The organism is uncultured Sphingomonas sp. (assembly GCF_913062585.1).
Taxonomy (GTDB): Bacteria; Pseudomonadota; Alphaproteobacteria; order Sphingomonadales; family Sphingomonadaceae; genus Sphingomonas.
Genome location: NZ_CAJXWX010000029.1, coordinates 40889 through 52854 on the forward strand (window position 1 = coordinate 40889; position 11966 = coordinate 52854).

Genomic DNA, 11966 nt, shown 5'->3' on the forward strand with positions numbered 1-11966 from the left:
CAAACTCGACCCCTGCGCCCGATCATCGGGTACAGGGGTTGCCTCTTGCCCGGACCTTGCCCACATGGTGGGGAATGGCTGAGCACCCGACCGGCATTCCGATCCTGCTTGAGCCGCTGGTCACCCGCGTGCTCGCCCCCAATCCGTCACCCTTCACCTATACGGGGACGCAGACCCATATCGTCGGTGATCGCGACGTCGCGGTGATCGACCCCGGCCCCGACGATCCCGCCCATCTCGCGGCGCTGGCGAAGGCGATTGCGGGGCGGCCGATGGTCGCGATCCTGATTACCCATCATCACCGTGATCACAGCCCGGCCAGCCGACCGCTCGCACGCGCCACCGGCGCGCCGATCGTCGGCGCCGCGCCCTTCGCACCCGATTACGAAGGGGACCAGTCCGATGCCGCCTTCGACCGGGACTATGCCCCTGACCGGGTGCTGGCCGAAGGAGAGGGGGTATGCGGCGACGGCTGGCGCCTCACCGCCATCGCGACACCGGGCCATACCTCCAATCACCTCGCCTTTGCCTTGCCCGAAACCAGGGCGTTGTTTTCGGGCGATCATGTGATGGGCTGGTCGACCAGCATCGTCTCGCCACCCGATGGCGACATGAGCGCCTATATGGCGAGCCTGGAAAAGCTGATGGAGCGCGACGACCGGGTCTATTATCCCGGGCATGGCGAGGCGGTCGACAATCCGCAGCGGCTGGTGCGCGGTATGCTGGGCCATCGCAAGCAGCGTGAGGGGCAGATATTGCGATTGCTGGCGGGTGGGGACGAATGGACCGTCCCTGCGATGACCGCGCGCATGTATGTCGGCCTGAACCCCAAATTGCTTCCGGCAGCGGAACGATCGGTGCTGGCGCATCTTTACGACCTGCGGACGCGCGGTCTGGTCCGCGAAGAGGGAGCATCATGGACGAGCGCGACGTGAACCCGCCCCCCGCGACGCCGCAGCGCGGCGGGGTCGGCCTGTTCCTGACCAAGGTGGCCGGGGCGCTGATCCTGGTGATCCTGGCCGGTCTGATCGTGATCTGGGGGATCGAGCGCTATGTCGCCGAACGCCTGACCCCCGACCCGACGACGATCGCGCGCGCCAGCCTGGACGGGCTTCGCGAGCAGAACCGCCTGTCGGCCTTCGCCGCACGCTATGTCGCGGTCGTCACCTCGCGCCAGTCGCAGCTCGGCTTCTCGGCGGAGCGGACGCTCATCATGCCGGGCATGGTCCGGTACGAGGTCGATCTGGGCAAGCTGCGCCAGCAGGACGTCCGCTGGGACGCCGGCAGCCGGACCCTGTCGGTCACGCTGCCGCCGGTCGAGGTCGACGGGCCGCAGGTCGATCTGGCGGCGATCCGCGAATATGGCTCGGGCGGTGTGTTGACGACCTTCACCGACGCCGAGCAGCGGCTGGATGCCGCCAACCGCACGGCGGGCCAGGTCGAACTGATGCGCCAGGCCCGTGCGCCCGCACCGATGAAGCTGGCGCGCGACGCGACCCGGCGCGCGGTCGAGCGCAGCTTTGCCATGCCGCTGCGGGCGGCGGGCGTGGATGCGAGCGTCAAGGTGCGTTTCTCCGACGAGCCGTCCAACGACGAACGCTGGGACACGACGCGCACGGTCGAAGAGGTTCTGGGCAACGCCCGCTAACGTCACCGATTGTCGGCGCACGCCCGTGCGCCTAGGGGAAGTGCCATGACCATCCAGACGAATCTGACCGGGCTCGACCTGCGCGCCGAGATCGACCGGCTCCGCAAGGAACGGAATGCCGTCATCCTCGCCCATTATTATCAGAAGCCCGAGATTCAGGACCTGGCCGATTTCGTCGGCGACAGCCTGGACCTCAGTCGAAAGGCGCAGGCGACCGATGCGGACGTCATCGCCTTTTGCGGCGTGCGCTTCATGGCGGAGACGGCCAAGATCCTGTCGCCCGACAAGATCGTCGTGCTGCCCGACATGGCCGCCGGGTGCAGCCTGGAGGATAGCTGTCCCCCCGACCAGTTCGCCGAGTTCCGCGCCCAGCACCCGGACCACATCGCGCTGACCTATATCAACTGTTCGACCGAGGTGAAGGCACTGTCCGACATCATCGTGACCTCGTCCTCGGCCGAGCAGATCCTGGCGCAGATCGACCCTGCGCAGAAGATCATCTTCGGTCCCGACCGCAATCTGGGCGGCTATCTGGCGCGCAAGACGGGGCGCGACATGCTGCTCTGGCCCGGCGTGTGCATCGTGCACGAGGCGTTCAGTGAGACCGAACTGCTGAAGCTGCGCGCCCAGCATCCCGACGCGCCGATCGCCGCGCATCCCGAATGCCCCGCCGTCATCCTGGATCATGCCGATTATGTCGGCTCGACGCGCGGCATCCTGGAATTCGCGCAGGGGATAACCGGCGACACGCTGATCGTTGCGACCGAGCCGCACATCATCCACCAGATGCAAAAGGCGATGCCGGGCAAGACCTTCATTGGCGCGCCGGGTGCGGACGGCAACTGCAACTGCAATATCTGCCCCTATATGGCGCTGAACACCATGGAGAAGCTGTACCTCGCGCTGCGCGACCTGACCCCGCGCGTCGAGATCGAAGAGGGCTTGCGGCTTCAGGCCAAGAAGAGCCTGGACGCGATGCTGACGCTCGCCAGCGGGATGGTCGGCAAGGGCGATCTGGGCCCGCGCCCGTGACGGAAGGCGTGATCGCAGGCTTCGACCTCGACGGTTTCGTGACCGCGACCTTGGCCGAGGATATGGGGCCGGACGGCGACATCACCTCGGCGGCGGTGATCCCGGCCGAGGCGCGGTTCGTCGGCACCATGGCCAGCCGCGATGCGATCACCGTCGCCGGGCTGCCCATCGCCGAGGCGTTCTTCCGCCGCCTCGACCCCGAGGTGGCAATCGAGCGGCTGGTCGAGGACGGTGCAAGCGTTCCCGCCGGGACCGCGCTGCTCCGCCTGTCGGGAAAGGCGCGCGCGATGCTGACCGCCGAGCGGTCCGCGCTCAACACCGTTCAGCATCTGTCGGGCATCGCCACCATGACGGCGGCCTATGTCGCGGCGATGGCAGGGACGGGGGCGACCCTGCTCGACACGCGCAAGACCATTCCGGGCCTGCGCCTGCTGGAGAAATACGCCACCCGCATGGGCGGTGCGCAGAACCACCGCATGGGCCTGTGGGATGCGGCGATGATCAAGGACAATCACGTCGCGGTCGCGGGCGGCATCGGCCCGGCGGTCGCGGCGGCCAAGGCGGCGGGCATCGTGCGGATCATCGTCGAGGTCGACGAACTGGACCAGATCGAGCCGGCCCTGGCGGCGGGCGCGACGCATCTGCTGCTCGACAATATGGGCCCGGCCAAGCTCGCCGAGGGCGTTTCGCTTGTCGCGGGCCGGGTGCCGACCGAGGCGTCGGGCGGTGTCCGGCTGGACACGATCCGGGCGCTGGCCGAGACGGGCGTGACCTATGTCAGCGTCGGCCGCTTGACCCAGTCCGCGCCTGCGGCCGATATCGGGCTGGATTTCGCGGCGGCCTGAGCCTCCGCGTTCAGAAGGGGGAAAGGTCGTGCGACCGAAATCGGTGATCCTGGGCGAGCGGCTGTCGTTCCTCGCCATCCTGTTGCTGGTCGTCCTGGCGGCGCTTGGCTGGTCCGATACGGTGGCGCAGGCGGGCGTCGCGATCGCGGTCATTGCCAATGGCCTGCTGATCGGGCTGTTCGCGCTGGCGACCCTGCTGACGACGCGACTGGCCAGCCGGGGCGGCCTGGTCTTCCTGATCGTCCTGACGGTCCTGAACCTACTGGGCTTTCTCTATCAGGTGTCGGAAGGTGCGCTGGCGCACGGGGTGTTCGGCGTACTGACCGCCGTGCAGGCAGCGGCCTCGCTGGTGGCGGTTGTCCTGCTGGCGCGGCCCAATGCACGCGCCTGGTATCGTGCGATGGCGGAGGTGAGCGAGTGATGAAACATGCTGTGATCGGGCTGGCCCTGCTGGCCGCGCCGCAATGGGCGTCGGCGCAGACGCTGCAATGCTCGGCACCAACGGAGACGCAGCGCATTCGCCCCGAACTGCCCAGCCAGAGCCAGCCGACCCGCGTGCTGCCGATCGGCAGCTATACGCTGGCCATCAGCTGGAGCCCGCAATATTGCCGCAATGCCAAGGGCGACAGCAGCTTCCAGTGCGGATCGGGCAATCGTTTCGGCTTCACGCTGCATGGCCTGTGGCCCGATGGCGAAGGTAAGGAATGGCCGCAATATTGTGCGCCGACCAAGATTCTGCCGCAGGCGGTCGTGCGCCGTCACATCTGCGCCACCCCCTCGGCCCAGCTGTTGCAGCATGAATGGGCCAAGCATGGCACCTGTATGCCGGGCTATAGCCCGTCGCGTTACTTCCAGCAGTCGAACGCGCTTTATTATGGTCTGCGCTTCCCCGACATGATGGCGCTGTCCCGGCGGGAGGGATTGACGGCGGGCGATCTGGCCACGGCTTTCGCGAGTGCGAACCGGGGCATGAGCGCCGACATGATGCGCGTCACGGCGACCCGCGAAGGCTGGCTGGATGAAATCTGGATCTGCCTGAACAAGGCGTTCCGCCCCACCCGCTGCCCGGTGCACCAGGGCGGTCTGGCCCCGAACGCGCCGCTCCAGATCTGGCGCGGCGGCCGCTGATCCGGCTTACCCCTCCAGCGTGACGCCGGAGGGGTGATGCTTGTCGAGGTGCTTGCGGATGATGCGCAGGTTGCGCGTGTTCGACCGGAACAATATGTCCGCCGCGTCGCCGACCAGGGGCACAAAGCCCAGCACCGCATCGAAGCCGACATTGCCCATCATGCGCAGCATCTGGAATTTCGACAGGCCCAGATTGCGCGCTTCCCAAATGATATAGCTGCCCAGCGCGGCGGCGGCGATATCGCCGACCACGGGGACGAGCCCCAGCACCACGTCCAGCCCGATCGGGCGGTTGATGCCGGGCAGCACGACGACACGCTCCAGCAGCCGTTCCATCGCCTCGATCCGCTGGCGGCTGGCGGTGATGCCCTTGTCCAGCGGGAGTGCGTCGAAGCTGGTCGGGTCCATGCTGGTCGTCTTGGCCATGGGCCTCAATTGGTGTCGGCGCGCAATCGGTTCAATGGATGCCAGGCGCGGACATTGGGCTGATATTGCCGCAGGCGGCCGGTGACCAGCGACCAGCGTAGCGGCCGGGCCAGCGGAATGAAGGGCGCGTCGGCGTTGAGCGCCGCATCCGCCGCCGCGATCGCCGCGCTCCGCGCCGCCAGCGTGGGGGCGAGCCGGGCCTGCTCGATCGCGGCCTGTGCCTCCGGGCCGCAGGGCGCGCAGGCGGTCGCCAGATACCAGCGCGCACTGTCGAAGGGGGCGACCGCATCGACCAGACGAAGATCGGCGGGCGCATCGAGGGCCACGCGTTCAGGGGTGATCCCGATGGCACGCAGCGTCGCGCCAATCTGGCCATAAAGCAGGTTCGCACCCGGTCCTTGTGGCAAAGCGATGCGCAACCGGATCGGCTGGCCCGCCGCCACGACGCGCGCCCGCGCGCTCGCGCGCCGCTCGTTCAGATTGAGCAGCGCCCAGCCAGCAATTTGCGGCGGCGCGTCCGAATCAAGCGCATCGGGCAGCAGTCGGTCGGCGGCTTCCCAGTTCGGCGCGATGGCACTCAGGATCGTCGCCCGGTCGAAGGCGGCCGACAAGGCCTGGCGATTTGCGGGATCGGCCAGGAAGCCCTCGCGATTGGCGATGGCCAGCCCGAACAACCCGGCGGCCGGATCGACCCGGATCGCGGTGCCGTTGACCCGCGCCATGTCGATCAGCGGCCATGTCTCGAAACGGCCACCCAACACCAGGTCGGAATTGCCCCGGGCGAAACGCAGGATGGCGCGCGCCGGGCTCTCGGCGATCAGGCGGACATCGTCCTCCGGCGCAGGCGTGGCGGCATCGTCCGGCTCGGCCCGGCGCGGATCGGGAATGGGACGGAGCAGGGGCGGCGGTCCGGCGCGGACGATGCGGAATGGCCCGGTGCCGTGACGGGCTCGGTCGATGATCGCCATTTCGGGCTGCGCGAACAGCTTCAGCAGGTCGGGGCGCGGGCGCGACAGCCGCACCTCGATGACCTGCGGCGTCATCACGACGATTTCGTCGATCGCGGTCAGGAAGGGCGTTAGCGGGTTGCCTGAACGGGGAGACACCAAGCGGCGCAGGATCGGGACGACCTGTTCGGCGGTGACGGGCGTTCCGTCATTCCACTTCGCATCACGCAGCCGGAAGATATAACTGCCGCCACCGTCGATCACGATCCAGCGTTCGGCCAGCCCCGGTTCGATCTGACCATTGGCGTCGAACCGGACCAGCCCCTGCGCCAATGAGTCGCGCAGCACCCGGTGGGGCATGTCGCCCTCGGTAGACCCCGGCCTGGACGGAGCCGCGGCGCCGGTGGCCGCTCGGATCGCGCTGACGATGACGGGGCCCGTGTCGGCATGACGGTCGCATCCGGCCACGGCCAGCGACACCAGACCCAGCGCCATGGTGCGGACGGCGGGACTCGAACCCGCACTCCATAGGAAGCCGATTTTAAGTCGGCAGCGTCTACCGGTTTCGCCACGTCCGCGCACAGCACAGGAAGAGACGAGGTTGCCGCGAAGGTCAAGGGAGGAGCGCCGATTACGCGCTCCGGCGGTCTGTTGACACCCCGTCCAACGCGCCCTGGCCAGCATCGACGCCGCCCATCTCCCGGGGCGAAGGCGATCAGCCTTCTTCGACGTTCAGCCGCGCGCGCATTTCCTTGCCGGGTTTGAAATAGGGAACGCGCTTGGCGCAGACATCGACGGTTTCACCGGTCCGGGGATTGCGCCCGGTACGTGCACCGCGCGCGCGCGTCGAAAAGGCGCCGAAGCCCCGCAATTCCACCCGACCGTCCCCGGCCAGGCGCTTGGTGATTTCATCGAAAAAAATGGTGACGATCAACTCAACTTCGCGCGGGTTAAGTCCCGGGTTATGTTGACCGATTTTTTGCACCAACTCGGAACGGATCATCGTCTAGCCCCACCCTATAGACGGGTCGTTCCTAACCTGTGTTTCTTGCAGCTGAAAGTGTTTTTATTATACGAAAAAGTCACGCGTGCGTCACTTTTGACCGAAACCGGGACACGCTTTTGGAAAAAACGTGCCCCGGTCCAGAGACTTACTTCTGGGTGCGCGCCTTCAGCGCTTCGCCCAGAATGTCGCCCAGCGATGCGCCCGAGTCGGACGAACCATACTGCGCCACCGCCTGCTTCTCTTCGGCGATCTGCATCGCCTTGACCGAGAAGGTCGGCTTCTTCGAACGATCGAAGCCGGTGACCATCGCGTCGAACTTCTGGCCGACCTGGAAGCGCTCGGGGCGCTGCTCGTCACGGTCGCGACCCAGATCGGTACGCTTGATGAAGCCGGTCGCACCATCGTCGCCCGCCTGGACTTCGAGGCCCGCGTCGCGGACTTCGAGGACGGTCACGGTGACGACCTGGTTCTTGTTCAGGCGATCGCCAGCCGCAGCCACGCCGCCGGCGACGGGGCCGCCGCGCTCGAGCTGCTTCATGCCGAGCGAGATGCGCTCCTTCTCGGGGTCGATGTCCAGAACAACGGCCTGAACGACTTCGCCCTTGCGGTGCAGGTTGAGGGCATCCTCACCCGACACGCCCCAGGCGATGTCCGACATGTGGACCATGCCGTCGACATCGTTGTCCAGGCCGATGAACAGGCCGAACTCGGTCGCGTTCTTGACTTCGCCCTCGACGGTCGAGCCGATCGGATGAGCGGCGGCGAACGCCTCCCACGGATTGGCCTGAGCCTGCTTGAGGCCGAGCGAGATGCGACGCTTTTCCTGATCGACCTCGAGGACGACCACATCGACTTCCTGCGAGGTCGACACGATCTTGCCTGGGTGGACGTTCTTCTTGGTCCAGGACATTTCCGACACGTGGACCAGGCCTTCGATGCCCGGCTCCAGCTCGACGAACGCACCGTACTCGGTGATGTTCGTGACGCGGCCCGACAGCTTCGCGCCGACCGGGTATTTGGCGCCGGCGCCATCCCACGGATCGCTCTCGAGCTGCTTCATGCCGAGCGAGATGCGCTGCGTGTCCTTGTTGATGCGGATGATCTGCACCTTCACGGTGTCGCCGATCGCGATCATCTCCGACGGATGATTGACGCGCTTGTACGACAGGTCGGTGACGTGCAGCAGGCCATCGATGCCGCCCAGGTCAACGAACGCACCGTAATCGGTGATGTTCTTGACGACGCCGTCGATGATCTGACCTTCGGCCAGGCTCTGGATCAGGCCCGAACGCTGCTCGGCGCGGGTCTCTTCCAGGACCGCGCGACGCGACACGACGATGTTGCCGCGCTTGCGGTCCATCTTCAGGATCTGGAACGGCTGCGGGATGTCCATCAGCGGGGTGACGTCGCGGACGGGGCGGATATCGACCTGCGAGCCGGGCAGGAACGCCACGGCGCCGTTCAGGTCGACGGTGAAGCCACCCTTCACGCGGCCGAAGATCACGCCTTCGACGCGGGCCGACTTCGAGAATTCGAGCTCCAGCTTGTCCCAGGCGGCCTCGCGGCGCGCGCGGTCGCGGCTGAGCATCGCTTCGCCGTGCATGTTCTCGACGCGGTCGACATAGACCTCGACCTCGTCACCGACCTTCAGGTCGGCCTTCTGGCCGGGGGCAGCGAATTCGCGGAGGGGCACACGGCCTTCCGACTTCAGACCGACGTCGATGACGGCCATGTCGTTTTCGATCGCGGTGACGGTGCCATGCACGACGCGACCCTCGAAGCTGTCGGCACCGCCGAACATGTCATCGAGCATCGCCGCGAAATCGTCGCGCGTGGGCTGGGGGTTGGTTGCCATAAAAGGGTTAGGTTCCTGAGAGTTTTTCGCCTCCGGTCCGGGCGGGTCCCGAGGCCTTCGACGATGGCCGCGCCGACCCCATGTCGACGCCACCAGGCCCGTAGATGTAACTGAAACACGGAAAAGCGGCGGTCCGCGACAAATGCGGAAAGGACGCTGGGGCAACGCCCCGCGTCAGCCTCTCCGCGGAACAGGGTCCGCGAGCGGGGGCGCCTTAGCGGAAAATGGGGTTTTGTGCAAGGTGAGGGCTGTCCTCGCCGATACGGGGAGAGGGACCGCCGTGAAGCGGTGGTGGAGGGGGCGTGCCCCATAGGACATCCTTTGAGGAAGCCCCCCTCCGTCAGGCCTGACGGCCTGCCACCTCCCCGTGCCGGGGAGGATTTGTTAGTGCCTTTTCGCCGCCACCTGGGCGTCGACAAACTGGATCGCGCGGGCCACCGCCGCGTCGATCGTCAGGCTGGACGTATCCAGCGCCGCCGCGTCCGCCGCCTGGGTGAGGGGGGCGGTCGCCCGGCCGCTGTCGCGTTCGTCACGGGCGCGGATGTCGGCCAGCACCTGCTCGAAGGTCACGGTCGCGCCGTTCCTGACCAACTCGTTATGTCGCCGCCGGGCGCGGACCTGGGGGCTGGCCTTCACGAACAGCTTGGCATCGGCGTCGGGGGCGATCACCGTGCCGATGTCGCGCCCATCGAGGATCGCGCCGCCCGGCTGGTTGGCGAAGCGCTTCTGCCGCTGGAGCAGCGCCGCGCGGACCAGCGGATGCGCGGAGACGACCGAGGCGAGCTTGCCCGTCTCGTCATCGCGCAAGCCCGGATCGGCGAGCAGGCTGTCGTCGAAGCTGCACGCCGCGACCGCATCGGCCTCGCGCGTGGGATCCAGATGCATCTGCCGCACCGTCGCGGCGACGGCGCGGTAGAGCAGCCCGGTATCGAGATGCGGCAGCCCGTAATGCTTTGCCAAGGCGCGGGCGATGGTGCCCTTGCCGCTGGCGGCGGGGCCGTCGACCGCGATGATCATGCCAGCGCCCCGAGCTTCTCCAGCGTGTCGAAGAAGATGGGATAGCTTGTCGCGACGGGGGCTGCATCGTCCAGCGTTACGGGCTCGCGGGCGTTGAGCGCCGCGATGGTCATGCTCATCGCGATCCGGTGGTCGAGCAGGGTCGCGATCGTGGCGCCGCCGGGGATCGGATCGCCGCCGGTGCCGGTCACGGCCATGCCGTCCTCAAATTCCTCGCAGGCGACGCCGCACGCGCCGAGGGCATTGGCCATGGCGGTGATGCGGTCCGATTCCTTGACGCGCAGCTCCTCTGCGCCACGCGCGATGGTCGTGCCGGTCGCGAAGGCGGCGGCCACGAACAGCACGGGATATTCGTCGATCATGCTCGGCGTCAGCTCGGGCGGGACCTCGATCGCGGACAGGGGGGCGTGGCGGACGCGCAGGTCGGCCACCGGCTCGCCGCCGACGATACGCGAATCGAGCTCGGTGATGTCGGCACCCATCATCTTGAGCGCGGCGATGATGCCGGTGCGGGTCGGGTTCATGCCGACATTGGTGATCGTCACATCCGCACCCGGCACGATCGACCCCGCGACCAGCCAGAAGGCCGCCGAGGACGGGTCGCCCGGCACGACGATATTCTGCGGCTTCAGTTCGGCTTGTCCGCGAATCGTGATGATCCGGCCCTCGGGGGAGGGGGTGACGCTCAACTCTGCGCCGAAGCCCGCCAGCATCCGCTCGCTATGATCGCGGGTCGCGATCGGCTCGATCACCGTGGTCTCGCCCGGCGTGTTCAGGCCCGCCAGCAGGATCGCCGATTTCACCTGCGCCGAGGCGACGGGCAGGGTGTAGCGGATCGGCACGGCGGGGCTGATCCCGCTGACCATCAGGGGCAGGCGGCCGCCCGGCGTATCCTGGAACTGCGCGCCCATCTGCGACAGCGGCTCGATCACGCGGCCCATCGGGCGCTTGGACAGGGAGGCGTCGCCGATGAAGGTCGCGGTGATCGCATGGCTGGCGACCAGGCCCATCAGCAGGCGCGTCGAGGTGCCCGAATTGCCCATGTCGAGCGCCGTTTCGGGCTGGAGCAGCCCGCCGACGCCGACGCCGTGGATCACCCACTCGCCATCATCCTGCCGGACGATGTCCGCGCCCATCGCGCGCATCGCGGCCGCGGTGGCGAGCACGTCCTCGCCCTCCAGCAGGCCCTGGACGCGGCTTTCGCCGACCGCCAGCGCGGAGAGCATCAGCGAGCGGTGGCTGATCGATTTGTCGCCCGGAACGGCGATGGTGCCGCGAAGGGCGGCGGCGGCTCGCACGGTGCGAGGCTGGGGAAGAGTGTGCGCCATAGATGGCGCGGGCTTTTGACAGGGGCCTTGCGCTGTGGCAAGGCGCGCCCACTTTTCGCTCCGGCGGAAAACCCAATCCGAAAGGTATGAACGGCATGATCAAGCCGGAATGGGGCACGAAGCGTACGTGCCCGAAATGCGCGACGCGTTTCTACGACCTCGAAAAGGACGACCCCGTCACCTGCATCAATTGCGGGACGCAGTGGGAGCCCGAGCCCATCCTGAAGTCGAAGCAGCCCCTGCCGTTCGAGCAGGCCAAGCCCGAGAACAAGGAAGCCGACAGCGATCTGGCGGGCGGCGACGACGAGGATCTGGACATCACCGGTGAGGATGAAGAGCCCTCGCCCGACGATGAAGTCGATCTGGGCGGCGACGACGATCTGGGCGTGGAAACGTCCAGCGAGGACGACGAACACTAAGTTGTCCGAAGGGCTCGGGGGGTGCTTGAAAAAAGTGCTTGCCGAGCCCCGGCGGCCCCGCTAGTGGGCTGCCTCCACAGCGGAACGGGGCCGTAGCTCAGCTGGGAGAGCGTCGCAATGGCATTGCGAAGGTCAGGGGTTCGATCCCCCTCGGCTCCACCATTCCGCCGGAATAGCAGCGCGATCTGATCCGCTGACGGGCATATCCGCATCCCGCCGGATATTTGCCGTAATATTGGGGCCGTAGCTCAGCTGGGAGAGCGTCGCAATGGCATTGCGAAGGTCAGGGGTTCGATCCCCCTCGGCTCCACCATT

At 67.2% G+C, this 11966-nt stretch carries 13 protein-coding genes and 3 tRNA genes; 9 read left to right on the forward strand and 7 right to left on the reverse strand.

From position 1 onward, the window contains the following. The first annotated feature begins 74 nt into the window (after positions 1–74). Genes QZ546_RS15850 through QZ546_RS15875 form a run of 6 tightly spaced genes read left to right on the forward strand, consistent with a single transcriptional unit; the run spans position 75 to position 4653 of the window. Entirely contained in the window at positions 75–935 is an 861-nt protein-coding gene (locus QZ546_RS15850) for an MBL fold metallo-hydrolase (RefSeq protein WP_294239668.1), read from the forward strand. After that, the gene (locus QZ546_RS15855) at positions 917–1648 is read left to right on the forward strand and encodes a DUF4230 domain-containing protein (protein WP_294239671.1); all 732 of its coding nucleotides are present in this window, start codon (positions 917–919) and stop codon (positions 1646–1648) included. The genes QZ546_RS15850 and QZ546_RS15855 overlap by 19 nt, the downstream gene beginning before the upstream one ends. A 45-nt stretch (positions 1649–1693) precedes the next feature. Further along, positions 1694–2680: a quinolinate synthase NadA gene (gene nadA, locus QZ546_RS15860; protein WP_294239674.1), complete on the forward strand. Its 987-nt coding sequence runs from the start codon at positions 1694–1696 to the stop codon at positions 2678–2680. An 8-nt stretch (positions 2681–2688) separates the two neighbouring features. After that, a complete protein-coding gene (gene nadC, locus QZ546_RS15865; protein WP_294239677.1) occupies positions 2689–3525 on the forward strand; it encodes a carboxylating nicotinate-nucleotide diphosphorylase in 837 nt (278 codons plus the stop codon). A gap of 28 nt (positions 3526–3553) precedes the next feature. Next, positions 3554–3946: a hypothetical protein gene (locus tag QZ546_RS15870; RefSeq protein WP_294239680.1), complete on the forward strand. Its 393-nt coding sequence runs from the start codon at positions 3554–3556 to the stop codon at positions 3944–3946. Beyond that, on the forward strand, positions 3946–4653 hold the full coding sequence (locus QZ546_RS15875) for a ribonuclease T (protein ID WP_294239682.1): 708 nt from the start codon (positions 3946–3948) through the stop codon (positions 4651–4653). The genes QZ546_RS15870 and QZ546_RS15875 overlap by 1 nt, the downstream gene beginning before the upstream one ends. Positions 4654–4659: 6 nt before the next feature. On the opposite strand, the gene QZ546_RS15880 is transcribed toward QZ546_RS15875, so the two are convergent. The 7 genes from QZ546_RS15880 to aroA form a co-directional block, all read right to left on the reverse strand. Further along, entirely contained in the window at positions 4660–5061 is a 402-nt protein-coding gene (locus QZ546_RS15880) for a DUF4112 domain-containing protein (protein WP_294239709.1), read from the reverse strand. 23 nt (positions 5062–5084) lie between these two features. Next, entirely contained in the window at positions 5085–6521 is a 1437-nt protein-coding gene (locus QZ546_RS15885) for an ABC transporter substrate-binding protein (protein WP_294239684.1), read from the reverse strand. Further along, positions 6521–6604 (reverse strand) — tRNA-Leu (locus tag QZ546_RS15890). Before QZ546_RS15890 ends, QZ546_RS15885 begins: the two co-directional genes overlap by 1 nt. A gap of 137 nt (positions 6605–6741) precedes the next feature. After that, positions 6742–7029: an integration host factor subunit beta gene (locus tag QZ546_RS15895; protein WP_294239686.1), complete on the reverse strand. Its 288-nt coding sequence runs from the start codon at positions 7027–7029 to the stop codon at positions 6742–6744. Between the two features lie 148 nt (positions 7030–7177). Next, positions 7178–8887 (reverse strand): 30S ribosomal protein S1, encoded by a 1710-nt coding sequence (gene rpsA, locus QZ546_RS15900; protein WP_056439406.1) that lies wholly within the window; start codon positions 8885–8887, stop codon positions 7178–7180. Between the two features lie 384 nt (positions 8888–9271). Beyond that, positions 9272–9904, reverse strand: coding sequence for a (d)CMP kinase (gene cmk / locus QZ546_RS15905; protein WP_294239689.1), 633 nt, complete (start codon positions 9902–9904; stop codon positions 9272–9274). After that, the gene (gene aroA / locus QZ546_RS15910) at positions 9901–11232 is read right to left on the reverse strand and encodes a 3-phosphoshikimate 1-carboxyvinyltransferase (protein ID WP_294239692.1); all 1332 of its coding nucleotides are present in this window, start codon (positions 11230–11232) and stop codon (positions 9901–9903) included. The genes cmk and aroA overlap by 4 nt, the downstream gene beginning before the upstream one ends. Positions 11233–11327: 95 nt before the next feature. Here aroA and QZ546_RS15915 point away from each other — a divergent pair, with 95 nt between their 5' ends. The 3 genes from QZ546_RS15915 (at position 11328) to QZ546_RS15925 (ending at position 11964) form a co-directional block, all read left to right on the forward strand. After that, positions 11328–11651 carry a TIGR02300 family protein gene (locus tag QZ546_RS15915; protein ID WP_175310700.1) on the forward strand — a complete coding sequence of 108 codons (324 nt, stop codon included), beginning with the start codon at positions 11328–11330 and terminating at the stop codon, positions 11649–11651. A gap of 86 nt (positions 11652–11737) precedes the next feature. Continuing rightward, positions 11738–11813, forward strand: a tRNA-Ala gene (locus QZ546_RS15920). 75 nt (positions 11814–11888) lie between these two features. After that, positions 11889–11964: transfer RNA gene (locus QZ546_RS15925), tRNA-Ala, on the forward strand. Positions 11965–11966: the final 2 nt, after the last annotated feature.